Source organism: Chitinophaga nivalis (genome assembly GCF_025989125.1).
In the GTDB taxonomy this organism is placed as follows: Bacteria; Bacteroidota; Bacteroidia; order Chitinophagales; family Chitinophagaceae; genus Chitinophaga; species Chitinophaga nivalis.
The window spans coordinates 6,361,269-6,378,543 of sequence record NZ_JAPDNR010000001.1; the positions used below are offsets into that span (position 1 = coordinate 6,361,269).

General features: G+C 50.2%; 2 protein-coding genes. Both read right to left on the reverse strand.

Features of this window, described 5'->3' with window-relative positions; genetic code table 11:
• Positions 1-6: 6 nt before the first annotated feature.
• Positions 7-3,306: an ACP S-malonyltransferase gene (gene fabD, locus OL444_RS23435; RefSeq protein ID WP_264729408.1), complete on the reverse strand. Its 3,300-nt coding sequence runs from the start codon at positions 3,304-3,306 to the stop codon at positions 7-9.
• The gene (locus OL444_RS23440) at positions 3,303-17,267 is read right to left on the reverse strand and encodes an SDR family NAD(P)-dependent oxidoreductase (protein ID WP_264729407.1); all 13,965 of its coding nucleotides are present in this window, start codon (positions 17,265-17,267) and stop codon (positions 3,303-3,305) included. Before OL444_RS23440 ends, fabD begins: the two co-directional genes overlap by 4 nt.
• Between the last annotated feature and the right edge of the window lie 8 nt (positions 17,268-17,275).

Below are 17,275 nucleotides of genomic sequence, written 5' to 3' on the forward strand. Positions count from 1 at the left end.
AGCAAATCAGGATAATTTGTCGCGGAAATAACGCTGGCAACGTTCATTCAGCAACTGGGCTGCTTCCGTCATGATCTTTTCACTGATTTCATCTATATGTCTGTTACGCCAGTTTTCCAGCGCAGTGCCTTTCACCCATTGATTAAAGGCGCCCAATGCCGGGCCGCAATGTACCTGAAAATCAGTTTTGTGATCTACCTCCCCTTTTATAGCCAGGTTAGAGGAATAGCCGAAATACCATCTGAAAATAAATGCCATCTTCTGTTTGGGATTATTTTCTGCCCGCAGGATTTCTTCCGGTCCAAAGTACTTTTTCACATCTTCATAAATTTCCGAAAACCTTCTTTTAAAATACCGTGTCTCCAACTGATTTTTTGTTTTTTCATCTATCTCTTCAATCGCATTGTGATTCCGGTACAGGTCATAGAGCTTATTGGCCCTGGCAGGGAAGAAAACCCCTTTTTTCAATACCTGGATCTTCGCGCCCATTTCAAACATATCTCCTGCCGGCGCATATTCTGTATCCTGTACATTGATATCCTGCAACATATCCTTCACCACTTCACTCGCCCCTGATTCAACCGTACATTGGTTAATAGATCCGGTCAGTATATAATCTGCTCCCAGCATAAAACCAGCCAATGCTGCTTCCGGCGTACCAATGCCGCCTGCGGCGCCGATCCTGATTTTCTTTTTATAGGCATACTGTCGCATATGCTCATCCCTTAACCGGCTGATGGCCGGAATCAGGGCCGAAGCAACGCCCATATCCGTATGTCCGCCGGAATCTGCTTCCACACAAATATCGTCGGCCATAGGGATGTACCGCGCCAACTGTGCTTCCGCTGCTGTAATACTGTGGGTAGCCAGTAATTTCTGTACTATCTTCTCCGGCGCAGGGCTCAGGAAATTAGCGGCTACCTCCGGCCGGGAGATCTTCGCCATAATCCGGTTATCCGTTTCTATCTTTCCATCGGGCAGCTGCCGTAATCCTTTTAGTCTGAACCGGACCAATGCCGGGGTGATTTCCATATAGGCTGCTGCCTCCACATTCCGCACTTTATATTTCAACAGCAGGTCTACCATTTCATTTTCCGGCGACCCATGCAGTAAATTGATGCCGTAAGCCTGATGCGGTTGCAGGGACTGCTGAATAAACTGTATCGCCTGTTCCACTTCTGCCAAAGGCACGCCGCCGGAACCGAAAAAGCCCATCAATCCTGCCTTTCCCATCTTCACCACCAATTGCCGGGAAGCAATCCCCCGCACCATGGCGCCTGAAACGTAGGCATACTTTAAGTTATAATCAGCTTTAAATTCAGCACAGCCGAAATCCGCAGCAGTCATCACCGGCCAGGTAAACGATGCAGCTGGTGCAGGCACTGCTGGTGCTACCGCAGCAACAGACACGGGTACCGGTGCAGGCGGTGCTGCCGGCTCCTCTGCGATGATCAATGGCGTGGCTTCATTCATAATTTTGGTACACAGGTTTTTTAATACAGTACCCGGCCCTATTTCCACAAAATTCTCCACCTGTTTTCCCATCAGGTAACGGATCGAGGTGGTCCATTTTACCGGATGTGTTATCTGGTCAGTTAATAGTTGCTGTATGGCAGCGGAATCATAAGGCCGTGCCCACACATTGGATATAACAGGTATTTTTACCGGCGCGAAATTGAATTGCGCCAGGAACCCTTTAAAGGCTTCCCGGGAATCTGCCATCATCCGGGAATGAAAGGCACCACTTACATTGAGCAATACATAGGCACTGCATCCCGCTTTTTCAAAAAACGGCTGTGCCGATAGTACATCCTGCTCCGGCCCGGAGATCACAATCTGATGGGGCGTATTCAGGTTGGCAATATCAATGGTAGTCAAGCCTTCTCGTGTCAGTACCGCACTGATTTCTTCTTCCTTCAAACCAATTACAGCAGCCATTTTTCCACCTTTCATACCCGCCATTAATTCGCCCCGCTTTTTGACGAGCCGTAATCCTGTTTCAAAATCAAACACACCCGCAGCAAACAATGCACAATACTCACCCAGACTATGTCCTGCCAGATAATCCGGCACCATACCATCCAGGGCCTGTTGTTTTAAAAAACTCAGGCAGTTGACAACATACAATGCAGGTTGGGTATACTGGGTTTTCGCCAGGTTATTATCTTCATTTTCCAGACATAATGTTTTAATAGAATAGCCCAGTATTTTGCTGGCCTTCTCTGTTAAATCGGGGAACTCATCAAACAACTCTGCTCCCATACCCTTTTTCTGAGAACCCTGTCCGGGGAATAAATAAGCAGTTTTCTGGCGCAGACTGGCGCTTTGTGTGTGCATCGTTACGTTACTTTTAGGTGTTATCTTATTGAGGTGTGCGGTTTCATTGCCAAAAACATTGATGATGGCACTTACTGTGGTATTTGATTGTATGGCCGGATGCCGTTTCGCAATATTGGCCAGTGTTCCGGAAGGACCTGCATCTATCAGGTGAAAGGTATCATCGCTGTTACCCGCCAGGATATGCGTCAGCGCTTCATTAAACAGGATAGGCGTACTGACGGCCTGCCAGAAATAATCAGCCGGTAATGGCCCTTTACAGACCGTGCCGGTAACCGACGATACGAAGGTGCCCGCTGGCTGGCGAAGCGTTACATTTTTTACAGCCGACCGGAATCCCGCAGCCGCCGGCGCAATGGCGGCTGCATGAAAGCCATGTGTTACGGCCAGTTGCTGAAAGGTAATGTCTCTTTTCCCCAGATACTGACGCACCGTAATACTGCTGCCTTTATCAGCGGCTATCACAAAATGATGATCGTTATTGATGGTCACCAGACTTATGCCCGGTTGCACCCGTTGTAATTCCGGGAACAAGTCAGGCGTATCCAAAATGGCGATCATCTCTCCTTCCTCACAGGTATCTGTAATCAGACGTGCCTGCTGTACCACCATTTCCAGTGCAGCTTCCGGTGATAAGATGTTTGCCTGTACGGCACTGGCAAATTCACCCATACTGGCGCCGACTACAATATCCGGTACAATACCGCGTTGCAGCAACGTCTGGGTCAGGGCATATTCCACCATAAAAATGGCCGGATGTGTAAAGCGGGTCACAGCAAAAGGCTGTGTGGACTTTTTACTTTCATCATAAATAATATTACATAAAGCAGTACCCGTGAGTTGCTGATGATACTGATCCAACTGATCCATATGCCGGCGGAAAACAGCCTCCTTTTCATACAGGGCACGCCCCATCTGATAGTACTGGCTTCCCTGGCCGGCATACATAAATACGGTTTTATGACTCATACACCTACTGATTCTGTGAGCAATGAAAGATCTTTTTCCCCATGTATCCGCAGCGTGTCTGCCACAAACTGTGGCATAAATGCCGGATCCATTCCCTGCCGGGAGTAGATGTTACGACAGAATTCAAAGATGGTACGATACACTTTTTCTTCTGACAGCAACATCATATGATTGGAGGCATCCACATCCATCATATAGAGATTGGGCAATTGTTTTTCCCACTCTTCCCAATAATTTTTATGATCCAGTGTAAACTCCGTTGCTTTGATTTTATAGAATGGCTCCAGGTCACCATAGAACAATCCACTTTTATTACGGAAATAATAACAGGTCGTTTCCGCAGGATACGGTAACGGATGTACGACATACTTATCAATTTCATACGCCTGCTGCACCTTCACATTTTGCGCAATCAGGGTTTTCAGCTGTTCTTCCGTTCTGGTCAGACCTCTTGTTTTCGCAATGGTGATCAGTGATTGCAGGAATGGTTCTTCTTCCAGTTCAATATCTACCTCGTCTCTATGGATCAGCACTTCCTTAAACTTCTCCGGTTGCTGTGTTATTTTAGTGAGCAAAGACAAATTCACCGCCTGCAGAATAGACGTTTTGCGGTCTACTTTGCCACGTTTCAGGTCTTCCCGGTAGATGGCATCCAGCATGGTCACAGAATCAACCGTTTGGCCGAGATCCTGTAACTGCCGGGTAATTTCATAGGCCAGTATACCGCCCATAGAATACCCCCCGATATCATAGGGTCCTTCCGGCTGTACCGTCTGAATGATCTGTACATAGTAGGTGGCCATTGCCTGTAATCCTACCAGCGGAAACCGGTTGCTCATCCATCCTCTTGCCTGTATGCCGAAGAAAGGCCTCTCCGACATTTCAGCCAGCGGTTTGTAGGATTGTACCCCTCCCAATGCTGCGTGTATCCAGAATACCGGTTTACCTTCTTTTTTATCGTTCAGATGAAACAGCTCCGGAAACTGCGGCCAGTGTGTTTTCACTACCATATCTGCGGCGGCTTCCGGCAGCAGCGCTGTATTTTCGTGCTGCACAGACAGTACCGGCAATATGCGGATAATATCATCCGTGGTATTGCATTGCTGCAAGGCTTCCAGCGACAGATCCGGATAGATAGTACTCTTTATTCTCTGGAACAGCTCCATCACCTGAATGGAATCCAGCCCATAGTGTTGCAAAGGTTTCTTCGTATTCAGTTCTGCCGGCTGCAGGCGTAACATGTCTGCGATAATGCCCACCAGGATATTGTCGGCGCTACCTTCCGCCGCGATCGTTTTCTTCGCGGTATTCACCGGCGCAGCAACCGTTTCCCGGATAACCACAGGCGGTACGTGGTTGTTTTCTATCCAGCAACGGCGTTGTTCAAAAGGATAAGCCGGCAAGTTGATAAAACGCACGGTATGTGGCAGGTACAATTGCTGCCAGTCTACTTCACCGGCAAACTGCGTCCAGTAAATAGCCAGCTTTTCCAGGTTACGTTCCTGCAGCAAATGCTGACAAAACTGTTCACCTGTTTTGCCGGACAGGAGACTGCTGACACCTGCCAATGCCGCTTCCGCATTCCCCAGGAAGAGCGGTATATCACCCGTTATCACGGTATTATCTGTTAAAGCCAGTAAAGCACCTGCCAACCCTGTCTGCAGTTCTTCCAGGGAAGCCACTACCAGGGCTACCCGGCACTCCATCGCTTCTCTGCCAGCCTGTAAGGTATAAGCCAGATCAGCCAGTACCACCGCCGGATGCTCCTGCAAATACTGCAGCATATTGGATAATACGGCCTGGAGTCTGTTATCATTTTTAGCAGAAAATACCATCAGGTAACTGGTTGCGGTATCCGGCTGCACCGGCTGCGTTACCGGTGCGGTATATTCTTCCAGAATGATATGTGCATTAGAGCCACCGGCACCAAAGGAACTCACGGTAGCACGCCGCGGGAACTCCTGTTTTACACCGGCTATTTCTACCACGGGGCGCTCCCAGCGGGTAAGTTGCTCCTGAATATAAAGCGGGGAATCCTGTAAATCAATCTGACTGTTACGCGATTCATTGGCAACAACCGGTATCAGCTGTTGATGCTGCAGCTGCAACACCACCTTTGTCAGCTGTGAAATACCGGAGGCAGCTTCTGCATGTCCGATATGGGATTTCACACTACCAACCGGACATCCCTGTGCAGGCACCTTAAACTGCCGGAATACATTACTCAATGCTTTCATTTCAATGGCATCACCTATCGGATTTCCATTGGCAGCAGCTTCTACCCAGCTGATAGAAGCCGGTTCTATACCCGACCGGACAAAGTTGCTGGTCATCAGCTGCGTTTGTGCGTGCAGGTTAGGTACCGCAAAACTGTTGGATTTTCCGTTGTGATTTGTCATGGTAGATTTGATAACGGCCAATACCGTGTCGCCATCCCGGAGAGCCTTCTCCAGCGGTTTCAGTAATACCGCGCCGATGGCTTCTGCCGGCAGATAGCCGTCGCCGGCGGCAAAGCTGCGGGAGTCGGCACTACTGCCAATCAGCTGTAACTGACTTAACCCGACATACTTCCGCGGATCGAGCGATAAATTAACACCACCCGCAATCGCTACTTCACATTCCGCCTTCAACAAACTTTCACAGGCCATATGAATGGCAATCAAAGAAGAGGAACATGCTGTATCAATAGCCAGACTTGGCCCCTGCAGATTAAAGTAATAAGATACGCGGTTGGCAATGGAGTTGTAAGAGCTCAACGACAATACGGCATCTTCTACGCTGCCAGGAACCGCTGTATTGTATTGCTTGTACATGGTACCCACATACACGCCTACACGTCCCTGGTGTTGCTGCTGTAAACGGCTTCTGGTATAACCACCTGACTCCAGCAACGTCCACACCTGCTGCATAAACAAGCGTTCCTGCGGATCTATCAGCATGGCTTCCCGCGGTGAAATATTAAAAAACAGCGGATCAAATACTTCCACCCCGTTGATAAATCCACCCCATTTACTATAGGCTTTTCCTTGTTTTGTTCTATCAGCATCATAGTACAATGCGTGGTTCCAACGTGTTTCCGGCACTTCTGTAATACAGTCTTTACCTGCCTGCAGGTTATTCCAGAATGCGGTCAGGTTATCTGCCTGCGGATACTGCCCTGCCATGGCGATGATGGCAATATCTGCCGGCACTGTTTTTTCCGGCGCTTTTGCGACTGCTTCCGCCGCTGGTATTGCTGCCGGTTTTGTCCGGAAACGCGCTTCCTGTAATTTAAGTGGTGCAGCAGCCACCGGTTGCGGCAATGCTGCCGGCACATTTACCACCGTCTGTTTTACACCCACGGCTGCAGCCAGTGGTGCTGCATACTGACTGATAAAGTATTTCGTCAGTTTATCGATCGTCTGGTATTCGAACAATAACGTTTTGGATAAGGCGCCAAATGTTTTTTCCAGTTCATTGGTCAGCTGAATCACCATCACAGAGTCTACCCCGAACTGTTCAAATGCCTTATGGTCATCAATCTTATGTGCAGGGAGTTTTAATACACCCGATAATAGTTTTTTGAAGTAGGCCGTTGCCTTTTCCGATAATACTTCCTGAGACAGTTCCGTATTTGTGACAACCGGCACTGCTGCTACGATGTCTTCAACGATCGCCGTTGCCGGATTGATCTGCTGCCACAGGCGTCGCAGTTTTGCGGTATCGCCGGCCATTACCAGCAGCTGCGCCTGCCCGCTGCCCCACATGTCATAAAAGGCTTGTATACCTTCCGCTGTTTGCAGTGGATACATACCAATATTATCCTGCATCAGCTGTGCTGTTGCGGCATCTACGTGCATGCCACCGGATTCCCACAAAGGCCAGTTCAGGCTGATGCTACGACCGGTTCGCTCGCCACGTGCCACCAGTTCATTACGATAGCTGGCATATTGGTCCAGGAATGCATTGGCCACGGCATAATCTCCTTGTCCTGCATTGCCCAGTGCACCGGCGACGGAAGAAAACAGGATGAAATGATCCAGGGTAAAGTCGCGGCTATATTCATCCAGGTATACCGTACCCGCCACTTTCGCGGATAGCACCGCCGTTATTTCTGCGGCTGTTTTACGGATCAGGAAATTGTCGCGGATTACGCCCGCGCTATGCAGCACGCCATGTAGCTGCCCATACGTGGCCCGTATCTCGCGGAACAAGGTTGCCACCGCGTCACGCTGACTGATATCGGCCTGTTTGTACACCAGCCGGTCTTCACTGCCGATCTCCCGCAGACTGGCCGTAGAAACTGCCGAACGCCCTACCAGTATTACCCGGGCGCCAGGCGCCTGTTCCAGGATGGTTTGTGCGAAAATACGGCCCAAGCCGCCCGCACCACCCGTGATCAGATACACGCCGTTTTCTTTCCAGGGTAGTTCCCTCACAGGTGTATGCGTCCACTCTTCCCAGCATAACACCTTTCTTTCTTCCTTCTCATAACGGATATGCTGATTGAGGGCATAACGGTTTGTTTCAATAGCAGCGGCTACAGCTGCCACCGGCAGCGTTGCCGGTAATTCCAGCAGCTGCCAGCTGATATGCGGCGCCTCCTGTTGCGCCGTTTTAAGCAGTCCGGCCAATGCGCCGTATATACGGTTAACCCCTGTTGCACCGGCTACCAGCTGAATAAGGATAGTTGATTGCTGTGCACCGGACAGGAAGGGCTGCACCGTGTTGAATAACGTAAAGACATGATTGTTGAAGTCCACGGCAACATCCGTTGCATTGATGGAAAGCTGCAGGAAAGATACCCCTGGCAGCTGTGTACGCAACTGCTCTCCGTCGGTGGTACTGCCACAGTATACCACCAGCCGGTGCGTATCTGTACCGGCCAATCCGGCCGGCTGCGGCACCCATACCGGCTGTAACTGCAATACGCGGGTACTGCCGGCCTGCAGATCAGCGCTCCGGCTGGTAAAACCTTTTAATACCGCACATACGTTGCCGTTATCATCGCACCAGGTAATATCGAGTTTTTGCAGCCCGGCCGTCGCGGTATCACGCGAACGGATATACGTCCACATAGCCGGTTGCGTAGCACCATAAATCTGTACCTCATCCACGGAGAAAGGCAGCAACGGGCCACGGGTGGCAGCCTGCCCTTCTCTGTCAGCGAATACCAGCCCTATAGCGGCCTGTAATCCTGCATCTGCAAGACCGGGATGCAACACATAACCGGCATCCATCGCCGGCAATGCCAGCTGTCCCAGTACCGCTGTTCCATTTTTGCAGATCCCTTGTACGCCGCGGTGAGCAGCACCATACTGAATACCTATTTGTCCGAACCATTCATACAAAGCAGGCCCATTCAGTATTTCATCACTGTTCAAGCGGATAGCAGCAACATCCAGCACAGGAGGAGCTGCTACCTGTTGCCATTCCGCCGCACCCTGGCAATGCAGCAACCTGCCGGTAGCCGTATCACTGTATATCTCAAAAGCCACCTCGCTATCAGCGGTCGGCGTCAATGTAATATGCAGTGGCGCCGGGTGTTCATGATTGAAAATATAAGGTTGTATCCACACCACGTGTTTCAGCACGCAGATGGCCGTGCCGGGAGCTATTTCCTCCGATGACGCCTGCATGGCAGCACGTGCCAGTTCCAGGTAAGCGGTACCTGGCAACACCGGTTGTCCCTGCACAATATGATCGCGGAAGAAAAATTCTGTTCCTGTATAATGCGCCGTATAACGCTGTGCTATAAACGTAGAAGTATTGGTATGCAATAAAGGATGCAGATAGGTTTGTGCAACAGGCGTCACGGTGGCCGGCTGTTGTGTGGCTACCGCCCAGTAACGCTCTCTCGCAAAAGGATAGGTCGGCAGACTTACTTTCTTCCTGTCAGCAACCGGATAAAGCTGTGCCCAATCAATGTTGTATCCTTTTACCCATAACTCCAGCAAACGATCATATTTTCCTTTCCTGATGCAATTAGCCACTGCCTGCTGAAAATCTTCATCCATCAGCAACGACAGACTACCTTTATGCAGGGTGATATTTCCCTGGTAAAGTTCATATCCCGTACTACCGCCTGCCAGATAAGCGGTCAGCTGATCTATCGCCGCCGCCGCATCTGTTGCCAGTATGCCCATTCTTTCCTCCATTCCTTCCCGGCCTGTTTGCAACGTGTAGGCAATATGTGCGAATGGCGCTGCAGGTGCTGCCTGCAGGTATGTTATAAATTGCTGTATTACTGCTTTCAGTTGCTCCGTTGTCCGAGCAGAGAATACCAGCATACAGGGAGCCCCCGCCGCTGCAGCCACAGCTGCCGGCACCTGGTATTCCTCAATCACCAGGTGCGCATTGGACCCACCCGCTCCAAAAGAAGACAGGCCTGCACGTAATGGCACCTCTTCCCGGATACCATTTTTTTCCCGCACCGGTCGTTGCCATGCCGATAAATGCTGTTGTACAACAAAGGGACTATTCCGGAAGTCGATATGTACATTCAGCTGTGCGGAATGTAAAGACGGTACCAGCTGCTGATGCTGCATTTGCAGCAGGATCTTTGTTAATCCCGCAATACCCGCCGCACTCTCGCAATGGCCGATATTGGATTTAGCAGAACCAATCGCACAGAATTCCCGCTCTGCTGTAAACGTTTCAAATGCTTTTTTCAGGCCGGTAATTTCTATCGGATCTCCCAATGAAGTACCTGTACCATGCGCTTCTATATAACTGATGGTGGCAGGGTCTATACCCGACTTCCGGAAGGCACGTTTGATCACATTCGCCTGTGCCTGCGGATTAGGTACGGAATAACCATTTGTTTTGCCACCATGGTTCACCACACTGCTTCTGATCACCCCATAAATATGATCACCATCCGCAATCGCTTTGTGCAGTGGTTTTAACAACACAGCTCCTACTCCTTCGCCCGGCACATATCCATCTCCACCTTCGCCGAAACTCTCACAACGACCTTTACTGGAAACGAAGCGTCCTTGTCCCAGCATCAGGTATTTATTCGGATGCACCGACACATTTACACCACCTGCCAGCGCCAGTTCACAATCGCCCCGCTGGATACTCTGACAAGCCAGATGGATAGCGGTTAGTGAAGAGGAACACATGGTATCTACTGCCATGCTCGGCCCATGAAAATTACAATAGTAAGATACCCGGTTGGCAATGGAAGAAGGATTACCCGGAATCGCCAACGGCCGACCCAACGCGGTTTCCTGCGCACCATACAGCTGATACTCCGTGTACATCACGCCGGCAAAAACGCCCACATTTCCTTCCATTCCATTCGCCTTGTACTGACTCAGCAACTCACGCGTATAGCCGGCATCTTCCAGGGTAGCGATGGCACATTGCAGGAAAAGTCTTTCCTGCGGGTCCATGATCTCTGCCTCCCTGGGGGAAATATTGAAGAACAGCGGATCAAATTCATCTACTCCGTTAATAAATCCACCCCACTTGCTATACGTTTTTCCCGGCTTCGTTTTATCGGCATCATAAAACTGACTGTGATCCCATCTTTCCCGTGGCACTTCCGTGATACAGTCTTTACCTGATTTCAAATGCTGCCAGAATTCGATGATATTATCTGCCTGCGGATATTTCCCGGCCAATCCGATAATGGCAATCGCCGGCTCTCCATCTTCCTGTGGCGCAGCAACCGGTTGCTGTTGTGCGGTCAGTCTGTTGGCATAAGCAGGCAAAGGCGTTACCGGTGCAGCAGTGGCTGCCGGCAGTACTGCCGGCGGTGTATGCACGCCCAGCAAGGCCCGCATCTTCTCCGGATAACCAGCTACAAAATAGCCGGTTAAATCCTCGACGGTCTGGTATTCAAACAGCAATGTTTTAGATAAAGTGCCGAATACTTTTTCCAGCTCATTGGTCAGCTGAATGACCATTACCGAATCGATACCAAATTGTTCAAATGCAGTATCTGCTTCAATTTTATGTGCAGGCAGTTTTAGTACGCCCGATAATAATTTCTTAAAATAGCCTGCTGCTTTCTCCGGTGTTATCTCCTGTGATATATCCGTGGTTGTTTCAACGATCGCAGGCGCTACTACCGCCGTTTCCGGATTTACCTGCTGCCACAGGCGCCGCAGTTTTACCGTATCGCCGGCCATTACCAGCAGCTGTTGCTGACCGCTGCCCCACATCTCATAAAACGATTGTATTCCCTGTGCCGTTTGCAACGGATACATACCAATGTTATCCTGCATCAGCTGTGCTGTTGCCGCATCTACGTGCATACCACCCGACTGCCACAAAGGCCAGTTCAGGCTGATGCTGCGACCGGTCCGTTCTCCGCGTGCCACCAGTTCATTACGATAGCTGGCATATTGGTCCAGGAAAGCATTAGCGACTGCATAGTCTCCCTGCCCTGCATTACCCAGTGCACCTGCAACGGAGGAGAACAGGATAAAATGATCCAGGGTAAAGTCGCGGCTATATTCATCCAGGTATACGGTACCTGCTACCTTCGCAGATAATACCGCCGTGATTTCTGCGGTTGTTTTACGGATCAGGAAATTATCGCGGATCACGCCGGCGCTATGCAGAATGCCCTGCAGTTGCCCATGCGTGGCCCGTATTTCGCGGAACAGTTCCGCTACCGCATCCCGTTGACTGATATCCTTCTGTTTGTATATCAACCGGCCTTCGTCGCCAATTTCCCGCAGGCTGGCTGCAGGAACCGCTGAACGCCCTACCAGTATTACCCGGGCGCCAGGCGCCTGTGCCAGAATAGTTTGTGCGAAAATACGGCCTAGTCCACCGGCGCCGCCGGTAATCAGATATACGCCGTTTTCTTTCCAGGGCAGCTGTGCCACCGGTGTACCCGGCTGCTCTTCCCAGCGCAACACCATTCTTTCATCAGCAGCATAACGGATATACTGGTTCACCGCATAACGGTTTGTTTCAATAACAGCGGCCACCGCTGCCGCCGGCAGCGTTGCCGGTACTTCCAATAACTGCCACCTGATATGTGGCGACTCCTGCTGGGCCGTTTTCAGCAATCCGGCCAACGCACCGTATATCCGGTTGATACCTGTTGTTCCGGTAACCAGCTGAATGAGGACCGCTGATTTTTGTGTACCGGATATAAAAGATTGAATCTTTTCAAAGAGGGTAAAAACATGGTGGGTAAAATTGGCAGCCAGGTCTGTAGCGGCAACTGGTAATGGCAGAAAAGAGATGCCTCCCAGTTGTATACGCAACTGTTCTCCGGCAGCGGTATCGCCGCAATACACCACCAGCCGGCCACTGTCTGCACCAGTAGCTACCGCCGGCTGCGGTACCCATACCGGCTGTAACTGTAAGATACCTTCACTGCGGGATGGCCGGTCAGCCGCCCGGCTCGTGAAGCCTTTTAATATCGTACATATGTTTCCGTTATCGTCGCACCAGGTAATATCCAGTTTCTGCATACCTGCTACTGCGGTATCACTGAAACGGATATACGTCCACATAGCCGGCCCGGTAGCGCCATAAATCTGTACCTGATCTACCGAGAAAGGCAGCAACGGGCTACGGGCTGTCTGCCCGGTACCATCAGCAGATACCAGCCCTATAGCGGCCTGTAATCCTGCATCGGCGAGACCGGGATGTAGTACATACCCAGCATCCACCACCGGCAGTGACAACTCTCCCAGCAGTGCACCCTCCTTTTTGTATACCCGCTGTACACCACGATGTGCAGCGCCATACTGAATACCCATCTGTTCAAACAATCCATACAATGCTGTTGCATGCAATATTTCAATACTGCCCGACCGGATACCCGCTACATCCAACACTGGAGCTGCCGCCACCTGCTGCCATTTAGCGGCACCCTGGCAATGCACCAGCTTACCCGTAGCAGCATCGCTGTATACTTCAAAGTTCACCCATCCTGCTGTGGCGGGCAACAAGGTAATGTGCAGCGGTGCCGGGTGCTCACTATTTAAAACATAAGGTTGTATCCAGGCCACATGTTGCAGCGTGCAGATAACATCCTTACCGGAAGCCTCATCCAGTGACGCTGCCATTGCTGCATGCGCCAGTTCGAGGTAGGCAGTACCCGGTAATACCGGTTGCCCCTGAACCATATGATCGCGGAAGAAAAATTCTGCGCCGGTATAATGTGCGGTATAACGTTGGGTTGTGAAGGTAGAAGTATTGGTATGCAGTAAAGGATGCAAATACTGTTGTAATACCTGCTGTGGTATACGTATCGCATCATTCATCTGTTCTACTTCCGGTATCCAGTATCGTTCTCTTACAAACGGATAGGTAGGCAGACTAATCCGCGCCGGTTGTACAGCGGGATACAAACTGTTCCAGTTCACGGCTGCCCCATACATCCATAAAGTAGCCAGCTGCTCCCACTGTTGCTCCTGTATAAACCGTTGCGTCACTGCAGCAGGCTTCTCTGCGGTGCCGATATATTTGCTGAGTTCTTTTGCTTTTTTAATACGACCCGCAAAACATTGTCCGGGTTGTTCCTTTCCGGCCAGGAATGACTGCAGTTGAACAATCAGTGCCGGGATACTGTCTGTAATCAGGAGCAGCCGCTCTTCCATCGCTTCTCTTCCTGCCTGCAGCGTATAGGCGACATCCCGGATATGAACTGCTGACTGTGGTGTATGGATTGCCACTGGCGTACGCACGTTATCGGTAGTGGCACCCTGCAGGAAAGCAGTGATACGGGAGCGTTCCAGCTGTATCAGTTGCTGTGCCAGCGCAATCGTTGTGGTGGCAGGGCTCAGTGATACCTGGCTCATCTCCGCTCCCAGCAGCTGTTGTAATTGTTCTTTTAATTTTGTCAGGTGTATGGTCTCAACACCATATTCTGTCCACTCCTGATCAGGCTCAATCGCATTCTCCGGCACAGCAATGATAGCAGACAACTGCTGATCGATTACCTGGCTCAGCTGCGTTATCAGCAGGTCTGCAGTGCTATCGGTTACTTCGGTATCTGCGGCCTGTTGCCCGCGGAGGAAGGCCAATAACTGTTCCGCATATACGCGTACCTGTTCCTTTGTTTTAGCCGACAGCGGAATCAGGTATGGCGTTTCCCGGGATAATGCCGGCTGTTCTGCCGTTGCAGCAGGTATATATTCTTCCAGGATAACATAGGCGTTGGAACCGGTAGCGCCGAATGAACTTACGCTGGCCCGCCGCGGGTAGGTCACTGCCTGTCCCTGTTCCAGGATGGTAGGCCTTTCCCAGGGCCTGGTATCCTGCTGAATATAGAAAGGCGACTGGGTCAGTTGCAGATGCGGATTCACTTCCGCTGAGTGTAGGGAAGGTACCAATGTTTTATGGTACAGCTGCAATATAACTTTGCTTAAGCCACTGATACCAGCTGCAGATTCGGCATGTCCGATATTGGATTTTACCGATCCGATGGCACAATATTGTTTATCCTGTGTGTACTGTCCATAGCTCTTCACCAGTCCTTGTATTTCTATCGGGTCACCCAAAGAAGTACCGGTACCATGTGCCTCCACATAACTGATGGTGCGGGGATGTATACCTGTTTTTTCCATGCACTGGGTGATCATATCTGCCTGCGCCACCGGACTAGGCACCATAATACCGCTGCCTGTACCTACGTGGTTGATGGTACTTCCTTTAATCACGGCGTAGATATGGTCTTTATCCTGTACGGCTTTATGCAGCGGCTTTAATAACACGGCGCCTACCCCTTCGCCGGATACATAGCCATCACCATCTTTCCCGAATGTATGACAGTAACCATCACTGGAATGCATATCTGCAATACCATAGGTCAGGTATTTATTCGGATGTAATGACAGGTTCACTCCACCCGCCAATGCCGCTTCACACTCTCCCCGGCGGATACTTTCGATGGCCAGATGCAAACCCGTTAAGGAAGAAGAACATACGGTATCTACCGCGATACTGGGGCCATGGAAATTACAGAAATAAGATACCCGGTTGGCAATAGGCGCATAATTCAGGGATAACGGAAATACCAGGCCTTTTGCTACTGCTTCTGCTGCGATCAGGGTATAGTCTTTGTGCATCACGCCTACAAATACGCCTACGGCCTGTCTTTTATCCATGCCGCGTTGCGCCACCAGCGTATCCGGTGTATATCCCGCATCTTCCAATGCTTCCCAGCATACTTCCAGAAATACCCTTTCCTGCGGGTCCATGATTTCTGCTTCCCGGGGAGAAATGCGGAAGAACTGCGGATCAAAACAATCTGCATGATTAATAAACCCACCCCAGCGGGAAATCTTTTTACCGGAAGGAGAACTGATCTGTGCAAACTGTTGCCAGTCCCATCTTTCCGCCGGCACTTCGGTGATACAATCTTTACCATCTACAAGATTCTGCCAGAATGCAGCTATATTATCAGCGCCCGGATAACGTCCGGAGAGGCCAATCACGGCGATCTCCATATCGCCATCTGCCTGACGCGCAGTTGCTGCAGGAACCGCTGGTGCTGCTACTGTTGCTACCGGCGATACTGCCGATACAGTTCCTTCAAATTTATCCGGATACTGCGTAGCCAGATAGGCGGCCAGCTCTTGTACCGTAGTATATTCAAACAATAAAGTAGGCGCCAGGGTAATCTGTTTTTCTTTCTCAATCAGTCTCACAATCTCCAGCAGACCGGGAGAATCCAGCCCCATTTCATAATAACCGATATCGGTGGCAATATCATCCGGATCCGTTTTTAAGCGCGCTGCTATGAATTGTGTAATCAACGCTTCACTGGCAGCATATCCTTTCTCACCTGCACTGCCGGACGCAGTAACCGTTCCGGCGGATGATGCCGCCGATACGGTTCCTTCAAATTTATCCGGATACTGCGTAGCCAGATAAGTAGCCAACTCCTGTACAGTTGTATATTCAAACAATAAGGTCGGCGCCAGGGTGATCTGTTTTTCCTTCTCAATCAATCTCACAATTTCCAGCAGACCGGGAGAATCCAGCCCCATTTCATAATAACCGATATCGGTGGCAATATCATCCGGATCGGTTTTTAAGCGTGCTGCTATGAATTGTGTAATCAATGCTTCACTGGCGGCGTATCCCTTTTCTGCAGTAGCCGTAGCCGTTACCGTTACAGCGGGTGCCACCACTTTTCTTCCGGCAGCAGCCGGGGTAGGATTTTCTTTCCGGCCCCGGTTGATCAGGGCAGCGCCGCGCACCAGTTTATTGGTAAAATTCCGGAGCTCTCCGATCTTCTTTCCTGCCTGATCAAAAAATTCCATGGTCATGTACAACAACTCATTTTTCTTCCGGATAGAAGATTTTTGTACACGGGTAATACAGGTTTTATTAAAGAGATCAGCAGCGCGGAAAGATTCGTAAAACAATGGCAAAAACAGTCGTTGTTCTTCTTCTACCAAAGCAGCCATCAGCTCAGCGCTTCCTACGCCACTCGCGTCTATCAGCGTCGGATGAAACATAAAACTATCTGCCGAAGGCAATGCCTCCCGGGGAACAGATAAATCCACACAAACAAAATCTGCTGTCTTGTAAATGTATCCATCTGCCTTCATCAATCCGGTATGTATCAATTCCTGGCTTCTGGACCGGGCATAAATTTCTTCTATATCCACCACGGCGGCGGCCTGTTTTTTCATAACAGCGACATCCATTGTTTCATTAAAAACAATGGGGGCCACCCGCTTCATCAACGCGGTCACATAGGTTTTTGCAGGTTGCTGTGCTACAGGCACTGCTTCTACTTTTACCTGCCATTGGTGGTCGTTATCAGGGGTACATACAAACTGCAGCTGTATACTCTCTACGCCCTCCAGGGTCATCGGATGATGAATAGACAGATTACAAAGTTCCAGTTCATTAAAAGCATATCCGCGTTTTCTGAAAATCTGGAATAAGAGATCAATATATGCAAGACCGGGTAACAACTCCTGACCATAGGCTTTATGATGGGCAAGCATAGGATTCTTCAAAGACAGCAATATTTGTTCGGTAATCATCACCATAA

Bases quoted from the DNA above. Each gene is read 5' to 3' on its own strand.
- fabD (WP_264729408.1), bottom strand. From the start codon at position 3,306: ATGAGTCATAAAACCGTATTTATGTATGCCGGCCAGGGAAGCCAGTAC.
- OL444_RS23440 (WP_264729407.1), bottom strand. From the start codon at position 17,267: ATGATTACCGAACAAATATTGCTGTCTTTGAAGAATCCTATGCTTGCC.